A 17947-nucleotide genomic window follows, 5' to 3' on the forward strand; every position below is an offset into this window, starting at 1 on the left:
TAACTGATGCTCACATAGATACTGTGGGCATCACCGCTATACCTGTTACAATTTCCCTCTGCCACACAAACTGCAACTAAGAAGATTTCCTCATTGCCAAGGCATGCGCTTGGTTACTCGATAGTGTTCAAATTACCAGCATTTGTTAGATCCATGTCATAGTTTTGTTATTTGCTCTGCGCAAAACACACATTTCGGTTGTTTGGTGTTAAAAATTTCAATAATCTTAATTATGAAATAAATATTTAAAAAAAGAGGTGATAGATGGAAGAATAGATAATAAGAAATTAACTAATTGTTTTGTATTGATTATTTGTGAATCTCAAGCCGGGAATGGGGCGGTTGCATTCACGGAAGTGCATTGAAGTGCCTAAAATAACTATTTTTATCTTCTGCCGAGTCATGCAGTTGTAAAAAAATATTTTCAATAAGCAGGCGCTGAGATGTTAATGCATTCCACTTTTGAAGGGTATAGTTCATGAAGCTGAAAAAAATCATTATCGCCTCACTCGCTATTTGTCTGTTGCCATTGGGTGCTTATGCTAAAGATCTTAAAATTGGCGTTTCCATGGCTTACTTCGATGATAACTTCCTGACAATATTACGTCAGGCTATGCAAAACAAAATGAAAGAAGAAGGGAATGTCACTGGGCAATTCGAGGATGCAAAAGGGGATATTGCCCAACAAATTCAGCAGGTAGAGAATTTTGTCAGTCAAGGGGTCGATGCCATTATTCTGAATCCGGTAGATACTCAAGGTGTAAAGCCAATGATCAAATTAGCTGAACAGGCGAAGATACCATTGGTTTTTGTGAATCGCCGTCCTGAAATAACGTTACCAGCTGGTATGGCCTATGTGGGATCAGATTCTGAGCTTGCAGGTCGTCTACAGATGGAGGAATTAGCGAAACTGATGGGGGGGAAAGGTAACGTAATGATCCTGATGGGGGAACTCTCGAGTGAGGCTACTCGTGATAGAACTCGGGGAGTAGAGAAAGTTGCAGCTCAGTATCCAGATATTCATATCATTGATAAGCAAACTGCAAAATTTTTCCGCAAAGAAGCGGTAGACGTTACCACTGATTGGGTTTTGTCTGGGCAACAAATAGATGCCATTGCATCAAATAATGATGAAATGGCCATTGGGGCTATTTTAGCCTTAAAACAAGCGAAGAAAAATGGCGTAGTAATTGGTGGCATTGATGGCACACCCGATGCGCTTGAGTTTATTAAGAAAGGCGATTTGAATGTCAGTATTTTCCAAGATGCTAAAGGTCAAGGAGAAGGCGCTGTAGAAACTGCGATTAAATTAGCCTCCGGCCAGAAAGTTGAAAGCAGTGTTATGATTCCTTATCAACTCATCACTAAAGATAATTACCAAGACTTTGCTAATAAAAATAAAAAGTGAAAACAACCTTTTCCCCTGGCTAATAGTTAATTATAAAAACACAGAAATAAGTTAACTTTTCAAGTCAAATTTTCATACATGAAAAATCAAATATTCATTAAATATATTTTAATGGATAGGTGGTGCCGTATTTATTGTTATCACTTTTTTGATAAGTACGGCGCTTACCCACTGAGCGTATTATGATGACCAAGGAGATGATGATATGTATCCTTACATTCTCGAGGCTGAAGGCATCAGTAAGCAATTCCCTGGTGTCAAGGCATTGAATAAAGTGGGCATTAAAATAAAAGCAGGAAGTGTCCATGCATTAATGGGAGAGAATGGCGCAGGAAAATCGACCCTGATGAAATGTTTGATAGGAATATATCATCCTGATGAAGGCTCAATAAAAGTAAAGGGCGAAACGGTTAGCTTCAGTGATACATTAGATGCACTCCATGCTGGTATTGCAATGATTCATCAAGAGCTAAATTTAGTCCCGCATATGACGGTGGCAGAAAATATTTGGTTGGGGCGAGAGCCAGTTCATTATGGTTTTGTTAACCACGATTTGCTCAACAGCAAAACCAAGGATTTATTAAAGCATTTAAATATAAAATTGAAACCAGATATGCTGGTTGGTGAATTGAATATTGCTAGCCAACAAATGGTAGAGATTGCTAAGGCTGTTTCTTATGATGCAGATGTTTTAATAATGGATGAACCGACATCAGCGCTGACCGAAGGTGAGGTTTTTCATCTGTTTGCGATTATTACTGAGTTAAAAGAGCAAGGGAAAGGCATTATCTATATCAGCCATAAAATGGATGAAATATTCGAAATTACTGATGAGGTAAGTGTTTTCCGCGATGGCATGTTTGTTGCCACAGATAAAACGGAAAACCTGACAAAACAATCATTAATCACCATGATGGTCGGTCGTGAACTTACTCATATGTTCCCAAAATTTAATAATAATATTGGTGAAGAAGTTTTGCGAGTTAATGAGTTACGGCGAGATGGGTTATTTCGCAATATCTCATTTTCCGTAAAACGAGGCGAGATATTGGGTGTTGCTGGTTTGGTTGGCGCAGGTCGTAGTGAGGTTATGGAAAGCTTATTTGGTATGCATCCTGCGGACAGTGGTGAAATTTTTATCGATGGTCTGCCAGTCAATATCGACTCCCCATCAAAGGCTATTGAACAAGGATTGGCTTTTCTTACCGAAGACCGAAAGAAGTCAGGGTTATTCTTAGTCTTGTCTGTGGTTGAGAATATGAGCATCGTAAATCTTTCTGAGTACATTAATACAAAAGGTTTTGTCAGTCATGGACAAATGGCTCAAGACTGCATGGAGCAGATTAAAAAATTAAACATCAAAACACCTACGATGGATCAAATAATTAATAATTTAAGTGGCGGTAATCAACAAAAGGTGCTCATAGCACGCTGGTTATTAGCTCAACCCAAAATACTTATTCTGGATGAACCCACTCGAGGTATTGATGTTGGGGCAAAATCAGAAATTTATCGTTTAATTAGTGAACTGGCGAACCGTGGTGTAGCCATTATTTTGGTTTCCTCTGAGCTACCTGAAATTCTTGGTATGAGTGATAGAGTTATGGTCATGCACAGCGGACACATCACTGGAATATTAGACAAACAAGATGCTAGTCAAGAAAAGATAATGGCACTGGCCTCAGAATAATTACTGGAAGGTAACGATAATGAGTAATGTTAAATTTGCTAAATCATTAACGGTTGAGTCAACAAAAACACATTCATTCATGTCTGGATTTAAAGGGAAATTACCTAAAGATACCGGTATTTTTATTGTCATGATCGGTATTGCATTGATTTTTGAGTTCCTTGGCTGGTTTATTCGCGATCAATCATTTTTATTGAATCCTAATCGGCTATTATTGATCGTTCTGCAAGTGGCTATTATAGGTATCATTGCCGTCGGAGTGACACAAGTTATTATCACTACCGGCATTGATCTCTCATCCGGCTCTTTAATTGCATTAACGGCTGTTGTCGCGGCGAGTCTGGCACAGACATCAGAAAGTATTTCACCTATGTATCCGCACTTATTGGATTTACCCGCGGCTATCCCTATTATTGCAGGCATAGGGGTCGGGATACTGTGTGGATTTATTAATGGTTTCTTGATAACCCGTACAGGTATTCCTCCCTTTATCGCTACATTAGGAATGATGGTTTCTGCCAGAGGACTTGCCCAATATTACACTAAAGGCAATCCGGTAAGTTTTCTCTCCGATGATTTTACCGCGGTTGGGCAAGGTGCTATGCCCGTTATCATTTTTTTGGTTATTGCGGTGATATTCCATATTGCACTGAAACACACCCGTTATGGTAAATACGTCTATGCCATCGGCGGGAATATGATTTCAGCAAAAGTATCAGGCATTAACGTTAATAAATATCTGGTAACGGTTTATACCATTGCCGGGGGATTAGCTGGCTTGGCGGGCGTGGTTTTGGCCGCCCGGGTGAGTAGCGGGCAATCAAGCATGGGCCAATCTTATGAATTGGATGCGATTGCGGCTGCCGTTATTGGTGGTAGCAGCTTGATGGGTGGGGTCGGTCGTATCACCGGTACAGTAATTGGCGCCGTAATCTTAGGACTGATTAAGAGTGGTTTTACTTTTATTGGTGTGGACTCCTACATTCAGGACATTATCAAAGGCATCATTATTGTCAGTGCCGTCGCCATAGATATGCATCGTAACCGCAAGAAGCGCTAACCGCAGTCGGCGCGATTAAACCAGTAGCACTAACAGCCTATCATTCTGCTGTTGAGTGCTACTGGGGTTTGGGGCCAAATCACGCAGAAAACACACTAACATCGGAGCTAGTTTTTATTTCAGATAATTTTTTATAGGATGATGTATCAGTTTTTACTAATGCATTGGCTTACAGATAGTCACCGTTTAGCGAAAATAATCCAATAAATCAATTAACTCTGTTCTAGAGTATTACAATTCCATTTGTCACTCACGGTGTTGCTTTACTGTCATAAATACGCCTCCACACCCAGCTTAGCATCTTGGCGGTATCACCCGACTCAGGCAATTGGGTAATTTCTGGTGCTGCTGCCCAGTGGCCACTTTCATCTATGCCAGCAATGTCATAGCGGAAAAAATAATCGGGCTCTAACCCCATTCGCAGATCTGCAAGGGTCAGCCGAAGCTCGCCATCCTCACGTCGCTGAGCGTGAGCGGCGATAAACCCATGAGTGAACCACAATAGACGTTTCAACTGCGGTACGGATGTGAACTGCGCCAACGCCTGGTTGTCGCTTTCGTGAAAAGTAAATTGCATCGCTCCCCGATCCGCGACAAGGGATCGGTCACCGAGCCAGTAGCCATCCGGTACCATCACAATCACCCGCCAAGCCAGCGTGTTGAACGGAAGCGGTGTAGAAAAACGCGGGGCATTCTGCAAGTTCAGAACAGCCAGGCTTTGCGAGGCTACCCGGTCAACCAGAGATTTGGCGGCAACACTCCAAGCCAGGTAGGCCGAGCTGACGAGCAAGCCTGCTACCAACCAATTGCGTGCCGCCCTGTCTCGGCCTGAGCCACTCGTTTGCTGCGCAGTTTTATATGGTGAAAGCTGCCAGGCAGCCATAACCCCTATCAACAACGGCACTGTATACAACGGATCAATGACGAAGATTGTCGCCCACATGACGGGTGGGGTCTTCATGGGCCATAGCACCTGCGTACCGTAGACGGTAAAGGCATCCAGCAACGGATGTGTTATCAGGGCCAGCCAGATCGCCAACAGCCACCGCAATGGGGCACCTCGAACCAGCGAACTGCGAGACTTGAGCAAGAACCAAAGCAGCAATCCCAACAACGTTAGCATCAAGAGTGAATGCGATGGACCACGGTGCCAGGTCACTTCTGTAACCACATCACTGCTGAATACTTTGAACCAGAGCACGTCCAGATCGGGCAAAGTACCGAGTACTCCACCCGCCAGTATTGCCTGGCGTCGATGATGTTGGGGGACAACAAGTGCGGCGACACTGCTGCCAAGAACAATCTGAGTTAATGAGTCCATGGCAGATTCCAACGGCTTGGTTTACTGATCTGTTGGGCATCTTGTGCTTTTATCCATCGGTCATGCAGCCATTGTTCCGTTTTGCGGCGAGCGAGCAGGGTTGCCCATTCCAGATCGCGCTCGAACAGCATCGGTTTCTCATCGCTACCGATGATGACCCAGAACCAACGCCCATCAGCCAGATTGCGTGCCTTGAATTTTAAACCGGTGAGTTGGACAGTCTCGTTACGGCCTGGGTGTGATAAGCGAATAGGTTCATCATGGAGAGTAACAGACGCTCTCCCTAGGCTGGTCAGCAAGTCGGGCGCAGCCTTACGCAAGAACTCTGCCGCAATCTGCTCAGCGCGCTCACGAGACGGTAACGGTTTCCCCACTAGGTCGAGCGAGATGTTGGCAAAACCCTTGAGTGTGCCATCGGCGGCGATCACCGTACTAAAGTGTTCTCCCTCCAGGAAGGCATTGCGCTCATCGCGCCTCTCGTAACGGCTGAGTGTGGCGGGTTGACCATCCAGAGTGACCGAACGCTGACTGGTTTGATGATGAGTATCTGGGATGCTGATCGGGTTATCTCCAACCGCACCGGAGGCTGTTTGCAACGCGAAAGCAGACAGAGCAGCGGTAAGCCCTAGACTGATGCGGAACACCAGGATCCAACGGCAGGAAGTCAGAATTGAAGAGAGCGAAGAACGGATAGAATTCATGATTTCCTCGTGGATGAAGCAAGCGATGCACTGCCCGCAACGCAGACAGTGGCCAGTAAAAGTGCCACCGCAAGCCCCACCAATAGCGGGACGAAACCGGGCACCCAGGACACGATAAATGGACCGATGCTGGCACCGATAAACAGGACAAAACCATTGAGGGCCATGCCCGCTGCGCGGTTAGGTACCGCCAGATCACCAAACTGGGTGATCATTGCCGGAATAGCGAGAGCGACGCCGACCACGAAGACCAGACTCCCAATGGCAATACCGGTCAGCGATTGCGCTAACACAGCCTCTAGGGCCAAGCCCACGGCCGCAACCAGATAACCTGCACCCGCAACGCCCGGCATCCCGATCCGAGCAGCAAGCGGCCCGACCAGCAAGGCGATGAACATCCCTGGCAATCCAACCAAGCGCAGTGCAATGACTGTGGCAGGAGAAAGGTTCAAGCCCGCCAGATGCGGCCCCAACGCCGTATACATCGCAACGAAAGACAGGAGAAGTGTGATGTGTGCAAATGACAGCAGCAGAATGGCAGGCCGCACGGCAATTTTGCCCAATGCTACGAAACGATGGCCCAGATGACCCTCAACGATAGTGCGTGCCGGTTCCTTTATCATCAACGCAATTAATGGAAGCATGACCACAAGACCGCCTCCCGTGGTCAGAAATACCCAGAACCAATCCCATCGTAACGCCACCCAGGCCGCGAATACTTGCCCAAGGATGCCGGCCACGAGGAAAGACGTAGACATGGCCCCGATGGCGGTTGCTCGGTGACGTATCCGCACCGCTTCAGCAAGATAGGCCAGTGCTACCGGGGCAAAACTGGACGCTGCCAGCCCCTGTAACATCCGAAGTCCCGCCAACCATGGCAACGAAGGCACGAAGGCGCAGGCAAGTGTGGCAATCGACAGGGCGCTCAGCCCCATCAGCATCACTGGCCGACGACCATACTGATCCGATAACGGCCCCCAGAGCAGGAACCCGCCAGCATAGGCCAGGCTGAAACAAGTGGCCAGCGCGAACGAGACGGCCCCCGGTGTTGCCGGGCTGAAAGAGTGACCGACATACGTCAGCAAAGGGATTGCCAGGTAAAGCTGGGTCAGCACCAACAGGGCGACCGCGACCAGTAGCGTGACACCTGGCCCACTCGCGTAATGAGCTGGTCTGAGGTGAGGGGGCTTGCTGAAGGTCTCATCAGCCAAGCCTGAGAATTGCGTATTTTCAGCCATGGAACTCTGCTTCCGATATCGGTACAGCACCCCCAACGATGACGGAATGTACCTGACGTGCAGTATGCAGTTCCCAGAATTGGTCAGCGATGTCCATTGGTGCGACGGTATCACTTTTACCCACACCGCCCGGTGTTCCCTCAACGAAGCCGTTGACGATCACCTCACCGACATGAATGTCATGTGACGCGAGGGTATGCGCCAGAATATGGGTAGTTTTACGTTGAGCTGCAACGCTGATGGCAATCGCAGCATAATCGATGGCGAACGCATTGATTTGTGGGTCATCGAGCGCCATGACGCCGCTGGTAACCAATACGGTACCTTTTGATGCCGCAAGGTCGTTCCTGCTCTCTTGTACGGCGGTGATGTAGCCAACAACGCGAAGATCGAAACTCTTGCTCAGATCTGCGGGCTGAGTGGACAGCAGGTCACCTTCGATATCGAGAAAAACGTTCCAGTGCAGGATACCTATAGGCCCCATTATCTCATGTACGTCCGTGACGGCATGTCGAATCGCTTTAACATCGCTAAGGTCGGCTGGGAAAGCGCGAGCCTGGATGCCTTCGGCGGTCAATTCCGTTACCGCATCAGCGAGACGCTGAGCATTGCGCGCAATCAAGGCTACGGGATGACCCGCCTTACCAAAACGGCGAGCGACTGCATGGGAAATACCCGGGCCATATCCACAGATGAGGATGGTGTTTTTCATAGTTCAGACTCCGATTATAAAGTAAAATTAAAACTTCAACGTTTTAGTTGGAAATAACTATAGTATGATTACGTGACAGCAACAACCCATAAATGAGAGAGAAGAAAAATGGCTTGGGATACTGAAGGGACGAAACGCAAAATTCTGGATGCGGCGATGACCGAATTCGCCCGACTCGGACCCGATGGCACTACCCTTGAGCGGGTTGCCAAGTTGGCCGGGGTAAACAAGGAGCGTGTTTATAATTACTTTGGCGATAAGCGAGCGCTGTTCTCAGCCGTATTACGTAGTGAGTTGGCCAAGGTGGCATCGGCGTTGCCCATTACATCCTTTGCGGTTGAAGATATTGGCGATTACGCTGGCCGTGCCTACGATTATCACCTCGACAATCCTGAACTGAGTCGGCTCATGCGCTGGGAAGGGTTGATATTCAGTGATGAGGTGCCGGACGAAGAACAGCGACGCGAATACTATGGATACAAGATTCAGGCCGTGAGCGATGGGCAGCGCGAGGGAATTGTTACCCAAGCCATTGGAGCAGATCATCTGGCTTTTTTGGTGTTAGCTTTGGCCGGATGGTGGTCTGCCGTTCCACAGGTCGCGCGCATGTTAACGGGACCAGATAGCGCAGAAGAATATGCCAGACGGAGATCCTCTGTCATAGAAGCTGCCCGACGTCTGGCGTCTGCCCCATAAAGTTATTCGAATGCTAGCTTTTGCGTACTGTGGACGAACTCAGAAAGAACTAGAGGCAATGTAAGCCTAAATAGCGGCCTTAACTTTCCTCTCTAAACGGAAATCAGGGGTTCTCGACATTCCGGTTTTGCCATAACCCGCTTTTTTGTTAATAAGAATACTAGCCATGTCTGATTTCATTCGTGGTTTTTGCCCTGACTTAATTTTGGTAGCCATTGCGGCGGCACAACGGCCATTTTCCCTCTCCAGGATACGTCGATGCTCGGCCTCAGCGACGGCAGCTAATATCTGGTGGCCTACTGTACAAGCGCCTATTGATTAGCGTGTGTGTAATAGTATAACATTACATTCGTGCTATCCAATAAGGAGCTATAGATGTCTAAAAAATATAACTGCCTATCCATAATTGCATTGAGTGTTTGTGTTTCATTGATCAGTTTTAAATCATTTGCGCATGGTAAACATAGCCACTCACATGAGCACCATCAATCGGATGCTGCACGCACAGCAAGTGAAGGCATCTTTGTAGACAAGGATGTTAAGGATAGGGGGCTGAGTGATTGGGATGGGGTCTGGCAATCGGTTAATCCCTATCTGTTAAAAGGGGATCTGGATTCGGTACTCGTTAATAAAGCGAAAAAAAATAAAGATAAAACGGTTACAGAATACCGAGAGTATTACCGCCGGGGCTATCATACTGATATCATTATGATTGGCATAGAGAATAACACTATTGATTTTCACACCTCAGATGCCGTTAATTCATGTAAGTATAGCTACTCTGGCTTTAAAATAATGCACTATGACTCAGGGAAGAAGGGAGTACGCTATTTATTCGAATGTAAAGATGCTAACTCAAAAGCACCAAAATTTGTCCAATTCAGTGACCATATAATAGAACCACAAAAATCCCATCATTTTCATATTTACACGAGCAATGAGTCGCATGAAGCATTGTTTAAAGAAATGGATAACTGGCCAACGTTTTATCCAATCACATTAGGCAAAGATGAAATAGTTCACGAGATGTTGCATCACTAAAGTTAGTGTTGTCGATTATTTCCAGTAAGAGAAGACCATGTATCCACATGGTCTTTTTGTATGTTATTCAAGCGAGCATTTGGGTCGATAGGCCAAACATTGACCGATTTGATTTTATATTCGTCGCAGATGAGTGACGCACACAGCCACATACACCCGCTATTCTCATGGTTATCCGGTAGGATGCATGGCGACTAAATCTCAAAATGTGATATTTATAAAACATCTTTTCATTAAAATTGAAATTTTGTTTTTAGAGTGCTATGTTCTGCACAGTCAAGTCTAACTATCACACCCAATGGGCCACAGCTCATTGGCGCAAAGGAGAGAACATAATGAAAATTGCACTGATGATGGAAAACAGTCAGGCAACTAAAAACGCCATCATTCTGAAAGAGCTGAATGCTGTAGCCTCGGAAAAAGCGTACCCGGTATACAACGTGGGCATGAGTGATGAAAACGACCATCACCTGACTTATATTCATCTGGGGATCATGGCCAGCATTCTGCTCAATTCTAAAGCAGTGGATTTTGTGGTTACTGGCTGTGGTACAGGCCAAGGCGCAATGATGTCATTAAACATCCATCCAGGTGTTGTATGTGGATATTGCATCGATCCTGCTGACGCTTTCCTGTTTGCTCAGATCAATAACGGTAATGCATTGTCACTGCCATTCGCCAAAGGGTTTGGCTGGGGTGCTGAATTAAATGTGCGTTATATCTTTGAAAAAGCGTTTACTGGCGTGAAGGGGGAAGGTTACCCGCTGGATCGTAAAGAGCCGCAGGTACGTAATGCGGGTATTTTGAACCAAGTGAAAGCTGCGGTAGTGAAAGAAAACTATCTCGATACACTGCGCTCTATTGACCGTGAATTAGTGAAAACCGCAGTAAGCGGTGCACGTTTCCAGCAGTGCTTCTTTGATAACTGCCAAGTTGAAGAGATTAAAGCTTTCGTGAAAGAAGTACTGGCGTAACGATAGCCTCGAGTGTTGAAGAATAAAACAAGGCTCCTGAACAGGAGCCTTTTGCTTATTTGATTCCGCTAAAACACTTAACGACTACTTACACCGCGGTCTGCTAACACTTAGGCGCTGCCCCTTGTGGTGGCAGATAGCGTAGTGGATCAAGTGCGGTTGCTCGGTAACGGATTTGGAAATGCAACATTATCGTGTCTGTTCCGGTGCTGCCCATCGTGGCTATTTTTTGTCCCGCTTTCACATCTTGAGCATTGTTCACTAGCATGGTGTCGTTATGGGCATAAGCGGTGATGAAATCCTCACCGTGTTTAATCATTATCAGGTTGCCATAACCACGTAACTGATTCCCGACATACACGACTCGCCCTTTGGCCGACGCGTAGATTGGCTGCCCACGTTTAGCCGTAATATCAATGCCTTTATTACCACCGTCGGCGTTGGAGTAGCGCGATATTATTTGGCCACTGGTCGGCCAGCGCCAGCATCGATTAGCACCCGGTGGTGGTGTCGATGCAGCGAGTACAGTATTTGAGGATTTACGCTTCGTTGATGCCAGTCGCCCGGACGCCGCAGAACTGCTGAGCTGAAGTTTTTGCCCAACCTCAAGTCTATAGGGGGGGCGGAGCCTGTTGATGCGGGCAAGGTCACTCACTTCGCTATCACTGATCCATGCAATAAAATAAAGTGTGTCACCTGACTTAACGGTATACGATTTATCGTTATAACTGCCTTTTGGCAGTTTGGTGTAGTCACGATTGGATTTGTTTGAGCACCCAGCCAATAGCAAGACAACCATTGCGTATACCGCCAACCATGGCCACAACTGCATTCTACTTTTAGTGTTCAAAACTTTTCCTTTATCGCCGTGATATCAAACTCCCTCAGCCAACTATATTAACATTTGAACTATAAGGTTCAAAAGCCTGTGTAAGATTATCGTTTAGGATTGGTGGTAATTGGCAGGCTAAAATGGCTCACAATTTCTTGTGAGACGGGGGAAACCCATAGAATTGTGTAGATTAGTGGCTTCTTACGTATTACCGCTTTCCAATGGAGTGCAGCACTCTGGCAGAGAGTCGCCTTTGCTGCTTACGGTTTACTAGCCATGATAATGATGGGCTGAAAGGCATGTAATATTTATAACTATTAATATACCTAAGCCTACTTATGTCTTTGCTATGAATTATCTGTTTGTTATTAAATTAACTTCATTCAATAAGTATTAATATATCTATAAATCAAAGTGTTTTTTAATTGGCTTTTATTAAACTACATTTTTTAAATGTTGACGATCAATGCGAGAAATATACTGACTTTCTGTGTTGCTTGTCTGGCATGTTTATTCTGGATTTAAACTGAAAACAATATAAGACATGGTGGTTGATTTATATTTAATTATTAGCTGACTTGTTTTTATTCTTTGTGAAAACTATGGTGCTAAATTTAAACTAAATAAATAGGGTGTTTATTATGTCAGATAATATGGATTGTTTGTTTTTAGATTCTCGTTTTGGAACATTATAAGTGAGTTACTCAATTGATAAAAAACAAATTCCGCTTCAATCACATCTAATAGATTGTTTTTAATTATCTTTTAATAATCTAATTATGAGGTGAGTTTATGCAGAACAATAACGTATCAACCAAACGCAGCCCGTCAATAAAAAAACTGGGCATTATGACACTAGTGGTAATGAATATTGTGGCAGTGGTCAGTCTAAGAGGGTTACCTACCGAAGCGGAGTATGGATTAAGTTCTATTTTTTACTATCTGTTTGCTGCTGTATTCTTCTTGATCCCGGTCTGTTTGGTGGCGGCTGAATTGGCAACCGGTTGGCCGGAAAAAGGCGGAGTATTTCGCTGGGTAGGCGAGGCTTTTGGCCCGCGCTGGGCATTTTTAGCCATGTTTATGCTGTGGACTGAGGTGACGGTATGGTTCCCTACTGTCCTGACGTTCGGTGCGGTTTCATTAGCTTTTATTGGCCCCGACCAGACATGGGATCAAGCACTCGCGGCCAATAAATTCTTTGTGCTCGGGATTGTGTTGTGTATTTATTGGTTTGCGACCTTTATTGCCTTTAAAGGGGTGGAAACCTTTGCCAAGGTCTCTAAATGGGGGGGATTGATAGGCACCATCATTCCGGTAATTATCCTGATCATATTAGGTTTTTCATATTTGATTGGTGGAGGTACCTCGCAAATAGAGTTGTCATGGGATAACGTTGTTCCTGACTTTTCTAATTTCGATAATGTGGTTTTAGCCGCCAGTATCTTCCTGTTTTATGCTGGGATGGAGATGAATGCCATCCATGTCAAAGATGTAGAGAACCCGCAGAGAAACTATCCCATCGCTATTATGTTGGCTGCTTTAGGGACTGTACTTATTTTTGTCTTGGGCACGTTAGCCATAGCTTTTGTGATCCCCGAGTCTGATATCAATCTGACGCAAAGTTTGTTAGTGACTTATTACGACCTGTTTAAGTGGGCCGGTATCGAATGGCTAGGGCCGATAGTGGCATGCTGTCTGGCTGTGGGGGTATTAGCAGGTGTAGTGACATGGGTTGCCGGGCCTTCATCCGGGTTATTGGAAGTGGCTAAGGCCGGATACTTACCGCGCTGGTGGCAGAGTATCAATAAAAATGGCATGGCGACGCATATCCTATGTGTTCAAGCACTTATTGTTACCTTGCTATCTATCTTGTTCGTGGTACTTCCCTCAGTTCAATCGGCCTACCAGATATTGAGCCAATTGACCGTCATCCTGTATCTCATTATGTACATGTTGATGTTCAGTGCGGCTATCTACCTGCGCTTTAGTCAACCAAACCGACCACGGCCTTATTGTATACCTGGCGGTAATGCAGGGATGTGGATTATTGGTGGTACAGGGCTACTGAGTTCGTGTATTGCTTTCATCTTTAGCTTCATTCCACCTAGCCAAATTGTGGTGGGTAGCCCCAAGGAGTATGTCGCTATTTTGATCGCATTAGCCTTGTTCTTCTGCATGGTACCTTTGGTTATTTATGCACTGCGCAAACCTCATTGGCGTGATGAAAACTGTGATTTTGCCCCTTTTACCTGGGAGCGAGACCGTGGGCATCCCGGAATCCCGACCACCAGTGCAATTCATACCAGCGATGCAGTAGCAAACAGGTAATACCCATAAATTGGCTATCGGCATTATCAATCAAAATCATAGATCCGTCATATGTCAGTGAGCTTTTCAAAAAAAACATTATGACTGCAATGCCTAACAGGCTAACGTCTTCTATTTATATCAACACCCGCTTTTGGCTGTGAATTCACTCGATGGATGCAACACATTGGTTAAATCGCTTTGCGTTTTCCATGAATTGGCTGAGCATAAAATCTTAATGAAAAGCCCTGAGGGGCTTTTCATACATAAGCATCTGCAAACTGTTAATTACCACATCAAATCATCGGGCACTTTGAAATCGGCATACGGATCTTCTCCATCTTGCTCTTCCTGACTAAGCGCACTATTTAATACAATACTGTTCGCATCTCGCTGCGCAATTTTATCGGCTACGCTCGCGGGGATAATAGCGTATTCACTCTCGCCACTGTTCTCAACAACCAGACGAGCAATGGCGAGACGACCACTAATCAGCTGAGCTTGAGTGAGCTTATCCACAACTATTTTTTTAATTAAATTATTATCTGTGAAGTTAAAACCAATATTGCCTTTTGAAATATCGATTCTGTTCATTTCAATGAGCTGTTTCACCTGAGCTTTATACTCTTTAGATAAAGCCGCTTGTTTTTGTTGTTCGCTTAGTTGTTTATCACGCTCAAGTTGTTCTTTTTTATTTTCATCCACAGCCTCTCTTGCCTCACGAGCCTGAGCTCGTGATTTCTTAGCTGTTCTTTGGACTTTGGCCATTTTTTTGCTGGTCACTAATCCAGCTTTTAGCATCTGCTCTTGTAAGGTGAGTTTTGTCATCTTCGTTCCTAAACCAGTTGAATAATTTGTGGGATTATACCTGTAATTTTTGAGTCTGTTCCAGATTGCAGGACCTGATCACGGTATTACTTGAGTTTGGAGGGGGTTATCAGATGCTGGTGGGACCTGCTCTCAGGATTCGCCAGTCGGTTTAAAATTCGGTATCATCCGCTCCCACTCTTCATCCGGGTAGCCTGATGTCTAAGATAATCGATACCTTTATTGCCCCGCCGTGTCATGACAAGATAGAGACTCTCTATCAGGACGATCACCTGGTTCTTATCAATAAACCTGCGGGGCTGCTTAGCCTCTCGGGGAAAAATCCGCAAAATCTGGATTCGGTGCATCATCGGTTAGTACAGATATTCCCCGGCTGTACCCTGGTTCATCGCCTGGATTTTGGCACTTCCGGGCTGATGGTGATTGCCCGCAATAAGGCTATAAATGCCACCCTCTGTCGACAGTTCAGCCAGCGCACCGTGACCAAAGTGTACAGCGCACTGCTCTGCGGACATCTGGATGACAACGAAGGGATGATAGACGCAGCGATTGCCAAAGACCCGGCACTGTTCCCGCTGATGTCGATTTGCCCAATCCACGGCAAGCCGGCTCGCTCCTACTATCGGGTCGTGGAGCGCTTTTATCATGAGTTGGAAGATGGGACGTTACTGCCATTAACGCGGGTACAACTAACCCCGGAAACCGGGCGTACTCATCAACTCCGCATCCACTGTCAGCAGTTGGGCCATCCCATTTTGGGCTGTGACCTGTATGGCGGTCGCCTGCTGCCAGGTACCGAACGGACTCCACGGCTGATGCTGCACGCCAGTGAGTTGCATTTTGTTCATCCCATCAGTGAAGAGTGGGTCAAAGCCCATAATTCCAGCCCGTTCTGAAAGCGAAAGTTTCTATTACGATGCCACCCGGAGTATCTCCCCCATCTTATTTAAACGGGTATTACCTGTTGTTCTGGTCACATGTGTGCTGAAAGTACCGCTCCAGCCGAGGCTTTTGCGTCGTTGACGCAACGAGTGCAATGTCATTGGGCCGCATGGATTATCACGACCCGGAAATAGGTGCAGCCGATATCCTGTCAAACTATGGCGCGTTCTGAGCATTTTGACGGTTTGAAAGGGAAGGGGAATAGCATGTTATCTGCGGATTGTTATCCACATACTTATTTTAAACTGCGCTTTCACGAGACAAGATGAGACATTATGAAATGAAAAATCCACGCAAATGCGTGGATTTAATGGTATTTGTTATTTTTCATGAGACTCAGTGAATCCTCATGAAACAACAAAAATGATTTAGACGTTGAACAAGAAGTTCATCACGTCGCCATCTTTTACGATGTAATCTTTACCTTCTGAACGCATTTTGCCGGCTTCTTTCGCGCCTTGCTCACCCTTGTAGGTGATAAAGTCCTCGAAAGCGATAGTTTGTGCGCGGATAAAGCCTTTCTCGAAGTCGGTGTGAATTTTACCGGCAGCTTGTGGTGCAGTTGCACCTATCGGGATGGTCCAGGCACGCACTTCTTTTACACCGGCAGTAAAATAGGTTTGCAGGTTCAGCAATTCATAACCGGCACGGATCACACGGTTCAGACCGGGTTCTTCAATACCTAACTCAGCCATAAATTCAGCGCGGTCTGCATCTTCCAACTCAGCAATATCAGACTCAACTGCGGCACAAACGGCAACTACCACAGAACCTTCCGCCGCAGCGATGGCACGCACCTGATCCAAATATGGATTGTTTTCAAACCCATCTTCATTGACGTTAGCAATGTACATGGTTGGCTTCAGGGTGAGGAAGCTCAGATAACGGATGGCGGCTTTATCTTCAGCACTCAGGTTCAACGCACGCAGCATGCCAGCATTTTCTAAATGTGGCAGACATTTTTCCAGCGCTTCCAGTTCCGCTTTAGCGTCTTTATCACCGCCTTTAGCTTTCTTCTGAACACGATGCATTGCGCGTTCACAGGTTTCCAGATCGGAAAGTGCCAGTTCAGTGTTGATGGTATCAATGTCATCAACGGGATCAACTTTACCGGCAACATGGATGATGTTGTCATTTTCAAAACAACGTACCACATGACCAATTGCTTCAGTTTCACGGATATTGGTCAGGAACTGGTTACCCAGGCCTTCGCCTTTGGATGCACCCTTAACCAGGCCCGCGATATCGACGAATTCCATCGTCGTTGGCAAAATACGCTGAGGTTTAACAATCTCGGCCAGTTGGTCCAGACGCGGGTCCGGCATTGGCACCACACCCGTGTTGGGTTCAATGGTGCAGAACGGGAAATTAGCTGCTTCGATACCCGCTTGTGTCAACGCGTTGAACAGGGTGGATTTACCAACGTTAGGCAGGCCCACAATACCGCATTTGAATCCCATGTTTTATATCACCTTAAATAACTTAAAAATCAACTCGTTAGGGTTAACGTGCTGATGTAATCAAAATTTATGTCGCCATTATACACATTCTGACGATTTATCTCGATCATGCTGTTTCGTCGCCGCAAGGGAACATGCTGTGAGAGCGAGTAGGTGATTGATTTTTCTAACTCTGTGTCCGAGATCACGCTTATGCCATCTTAAGTTTCCTGATAAATGTCCGATAACTAGTTATTACAGTCCGCATACTGAATTTGGGTAATTCCAATGGAAATGAGTATCTATAAATGGCTGATCGTCATCTTGTTCGGGGGGATGGCGGGTATTGTGGGAATGCGTTTTCTTACCGCAGATGTTGAGCCTGCCGCCCCCTCCTTTGCCGAGTTGGTTGATCAATATGGGGTGGAAATTGAAAGTCACTCGGGCAAGAGCGTTAGATATGTGGGGTACAAAAAAAATACCCTTTATGAAGATTTCGACAGCATCCAGTTGAAATTTACCGCAGTAACCGACAAGTTTGAACGCAGCCACGACTTATCGCGCAACAAAGGAAAGGCATCAGATTGGGATTCGCTTTTTTGTAGCGATAAATTGAGTGATATTGCGGGCGAATATGATGGTAAAAGCAACAATTTTCTCGGGCGGGTGAGGGTGATATTTTCAGGTGTGGTATTGACCGGTGAGGGACAACAGGGGATTAATGCGCTGTGCAACAAAAATGAATAACAACTAATACA

17 protein-coding genes and 1 pseudogene are annotated in these 17947 nt (G+C 45.7%); 10 read left to right on the forward strand and 8 right to left on the reverse strand.

The window, feature by feature from the left end:
• Window positions 1-478: 478 nt before the first annotated feature.
• The 3 genes from Q2T72_RS10050 to Q2T72_RS10060 all read left to right on the forward strand — a co-directional run bounded on the left by Q2T72_RS10050 (window position 479) and on the right by Q2T72_RS10060 (window position 4158).
• On the forward strand, window positions 479-1408 hold the full coding sequence (locus Q2T72_RS10050; protein WP_083159042.1) for a sugar ABC transporter substrate-binding protein: 930 nt from the start codon (window positions 479-481) through the stop codon (window positions 1406-1408).
• Window positions 1409-1613: 205 nt separating this feature from the next.
• Window positions 1614-3098, forward strand: a complete 1485-nt coding sequence (locus Q2T72_RS10055; RefSeq protein WP_083159041.1) for a sugar ABC transporter ATP-binding protein — start codon at window positions 1614-1616, stop codon at window positions 3096-3098.
• A 19-nt stretch (window positions 3099-3117) separates the two neighbouring features.
• Window positions 3118-4158: an ABC transporter permease gene (locus Q2T72_RS10060; RefSeq protein WP_083159040.1), complete on the forward strand. Its 1041-nt coding sequence runs from the start codon at window positions 3118-3120 to the stop codon at window positions 4156-4158.
• A 250-nt stretch (window positions 4159-4408) separates the two neighbouring features.
• On the opposite strand, the gene Q2T72_RS10065 is transcribed toward Q2T72_RS10060, so the two are convergent.
• The 4 genes from Q2T72_RS10065 to Q2T72_RS10080 are packed head-to-tail and all read right to left on the reverse strand — an operon-like array spanning window position 4409 to window position 8130.
• On the reverse strand, window positions 4409-5479 hold the full coding sequence (locus Q2T72_RS10065) for a metal-dependent hydrolase (protein WP_372569112.1): 1071 nt from the start codon (window positions 5477-5479) through the stop codon (window positions 4409-4411).
• Complete coding sequence (locus Q2T72_RS10070) at window positions 5467-6180, reverse strand: hypothetical protein (protein WP_372569113.1); 714 nt, start codon at window positions 6178-6180, stop codon at window positions 5467-5469. Before Q2T72_RS10070 ends, Q2T72_RS10065 begins: the two co-directional genes overlap by 13 nt.
• Window positions 6177-7418, reverse strand: coding sequence for an MFS transporter (locus Q2T72_RS10075; protein ID WP_372569114.1), 1242 nt, complete (start codon window positions 7416-7418; stop codon window positions 6177-6179). The genes Q2T72_RS10070 and Q2T72_RS10075 overlap by 4 nt, the downstream gene beginning before the upstream one ends.
• Window positions 7411-8130: an SDR family oxidoreductase gene (locus tag Q2T72_RS10080; protein ID WP_083159037.1), complete on the reverse strand. Its 720-nt coding sequence runs from the start codon at window positions 8128-8130 to the stop codon at window positions 7411-7413. Before Q2T72_RS10080 ends, Q2T72_RS10075 begins: the two co-directional genes overlap by 8 nt.
• Window positions 8131-8238: 108 nt before the next feature.
• On the opposite strand from Q2T72_RS10080, the gene Q2T72_RS10085 reads away from it, so the two are divergent.
• The 4 genes from Q2T72_RS10085 (at window position 8239) to Q2T72_RS10100 (ending at window position 10841) form a co-directional block, all read left to right on the forward strand.
• Window positions 8239-8826, forward strand: a complete 588-nt coding sequence (locus tag Q2T72_RS10085) for a TetR family transcriptional regulator (protein WP_372569115.1) — start codon at window positions 8239-8241, stop codon at window positions 8824-8826.
• A gap of 166 nt (window positions 8827-8992) precedes the next feature.
• The gene (locus Q2T72_RS10090) at window positions 8993-9148 is read left to right on the forward strand and encodes a hypothetical protein (RefSeq protein ID WP_372569116.1); all 156 of its coding nucleotides are present in this window, start codon (window positions 8993-8995) and stop codon (window positions 9146-9148) included.
• A 53-nt stretch (window positions 9149-9201) separates the two neighbouring features.
• Window positions 9202-9867 (forward strand): metal-binding protein ZinT, encoded by a 666-nt coding sequence (zinT, locus tag Q2T72_RS10095; protein WP_083159035.1) that lies wholly within the window; start codon window positions 9202-9204, stop codon window positions 9865-9867.
• Between the two features lie 335 nt (window positions 9868-10202).
• The gene (locus Q2T72_RS10100; protein WP_005185124.1) at window positions 10203-10841 is read left to right on the forward strand and encodes an RpiB/LacA/LacB family sugar-phosphate isomerase; all 639 of its coding nucleotides are present in this window, start codon (window positions 10203-10205) and stop codon (window positions 10839-10841) included.
• 103 nt (window positions 10842-10944) lie between these two features.
• On the opposite strand, the gene actS is transcribed toward Q2T72_RS10100, so the two are convergent.
• Window positions 10945-11673 (reverse strand): amidase activator ActS, encoded by a 729-nt coding sequence (gene actS, locus Q2T72_RS10105; protein ID WP_193784817.1) that lies wholly within the window; start codon window positions 11671-11673, stop codon window positions 10945-10947.
• Window positions 11674-12465: 792 nt separating this feature from the next.
• On the opposite strand from actS, the gene gadC reads away from it, so the two are divergent.
• Complete coding sequence (gene gadC / locus Q2T72_RS10110; RefSeq protein WP_372569117.1) at window positions 12466-14001, forward strand: putative glutamine/gamma-aminobutyrate antiporter GadC; 1536 nt, start codon at window positions 12466-12468, stop codon at window positions 13999-14001.
• A 267-nt stretch (window positions 14002-14268) separates the two neighbouring features.
• On the opposite strand, the gene Q2T72_RS10115 is transcribed toward gadC, so the two are convergent.
• Entirely contained in the window at window positions 14269-14808 is a 540-nt protein-coding gene (locus Q2T72_RS10115) for a DUF2058 domain-containing protein (RefSeq protein ID WP_083159033.1), read from the reverse strand.
• 197 nt (window positions 14809-15005) lie between these two features.
• Here Q2T72_RS10115 and Q2T72_RS10120 point away from each other — a divergent pair, with 197 nt between their 5' ends.
• Window positions 15006-15704 carry an RluA family pseudouridine synthase gene (locus Q2T72_RS10120; RefSeq protein ID WP_083159032.1) on the forward strand — a complete coding sequence of 233 codons (699 nt, stop codon included), beginning with the start codon at window positions 15006-15008 and terminating at the stop codon, window positions 15702-15704.
• A gap of 39 nt (window positions 15705-15743) precedes the next feature.
• On the opposite strand, the pseudogene Q2T72_RS10125 reads toward Q2T72_RS10120, so the two are convergent.
• Together Q2T72_RS10125 and ychF are read right to left on the reverse strand one after the other, a co-directional pair.
• Window positions 15744-15959 (reverse strand): annotated as a pseudogene (locus tag Q2T72_RS10125) (integrase); the annotation flags it as partial.
• A gap of 159 nt (window positions 15960-16118) precedes the next feature.
• Entirely contained in the window at window positions 16119-17210 is a 1092-nt protein-coding gene (ychF, locus tag Q2T72_RS10130; RefSeq protein ID WP_083159031.1) for a redox-regulated ATPase YchF, read from the reverse strand.
• A gap of 267 nt (window positions 17211-17477) precedes the next feature.
• Between ychF and Q2T72_RS10135 the strand changes: the two genes are divergently transcribed.
• Window positions 17478-17936, forward strand: coding sequence for a hypothetical protein (locus Q2T72_RS10135; protein WP_102970422.1), 459 nt, complete (start codon window positions 17478-17480; stop codon window positions 17934-17936).
• The last annotated feature ends 11 nt before the right edge of the window (window positions 17937-17947 follow it).

This window comes from Yersinia sp. 2466 StPb PI (assembly GCF_041538325.1).
In the GTDB taxonomy this organism is placed as follows: domain Bacteria; phylum Pseudomonadota; class Gammaproteobacteria; order Enterobacterales; family Enterobacteriaceae; genus Yersinia; species Yersinia enterocolitica_E.

Coding starts and splice junctions, on each gene's coding strand:
- ychF (WP_083159031.1), bottom strand. CDS start 17,210: ATGGGATTCAAATGCGGTATTGTGGGCCTGCCTAACGTTGGTAAATCC.
- actS (WP_193784817.1), bottom strand. CDS start 11,673: ATGCAGTTGTGGCCATGGTTGGCGGTATACGCAATGGTTGTCTTGCTA.
- Q2T72_RS10055 (WP_083159041.1), top strand. CDS start 1,614: ATGTATCCTTACATTCTCGAGGCTGAAGGCATCAGTAAGCAATTCCCT.
- gadC (WP_372569117.1), top strand. CDS start 12,466: ATGCAGAACAATAACGTATCAACCAAACGCAGCCCGTCAATAAAAAAA.
- Q2T72_RS10090 (WP_372569116.1), top strand. CDS start 8,993: ATGTCTGATTTCATTCGTGGTTTTTGCCCTGACTTAATTTTGGTAGCC.
- zinT (WP_083159035.1), top strand. CDS start 9,202: ATGTCTAAAAAATATAACTGCCTATCCATAATTGCATTGAGTGTTTGT.
- Q2T72_RS10075 (WP_372569114.1), bottom strand. CDS start 7,418: ATGGCTGAAAATACGCAATTCTCAGGCTTGGCTGATGAGACCTTCAGC.
- Q2T72_RS10065 (WP_372569112.1), bottom strand. CDS start 5,479: ATGGACTCATTAACTCAGATTGTTCTTGGCAGCAGTGTCGCCGCACTT.
- Q2T72_RS10050 (WP_083159042.1), top strand. CDS start 479: ATGAAGCTGAAAAAAATCATTATCGCCTCACTCGCTATTTGTCTGTTG.
- Q2T72_RS10115 (WP_083159033.1), bottom strand. CDS start 14,808: ATGACAAAACTCACCTTACAAGAGCAGATGCTAAAAGCTGGATTAGTG.
- Q2T72_RS10100 (WP_005185124.1), top strand. CDS start 10,203: ATGAAAATTGCACTGATGATGGAAAACAGTCAGGCAACTAAAAACGCC.
- Q2T72_RS10080 (WP_083159037.1), bottom strand. CDS start 8,130: ATGAAAAACACCATCCTCATCTGTGGATATGGCCCGGGTATTTCCCAT.
- Q2T72_RS10070 (WP_372569113.1), bottom strand. CDS start 6,180: ATGAATTCTATCCGTTCTTCGCTCTCTTCAATTCTGACTTCCTGCCGT.
- Q2T72_RS10120 (WP_083159032.1), top strand. CDS start 15,006: ATGTCTAAGATAATCGATACCTTTATTGCCCCGCCGTGTCATGACAAG.
- Q2T72_RS10085 (WP_372569115.1), top strand. CDS start 8,239: ATGGCTTGGGATACTGAAGGGACGAAACGCAAAATTCTGGATGCGGCG.
- Q2T72_RS10135 (WP_102970422.1), top strand. CDS start 17,478: ATGGAAATGAGTATCTATAAATGGCTGATCGTCATCTTGTTCGGGGGG.
- Q2T72_RS10060 (WP_083159040.1), top strand. CDS start 3,118: ATGAGTAATGTTAAATTTGCTAAATCATTAACGGTTGAGTCAACAAAA.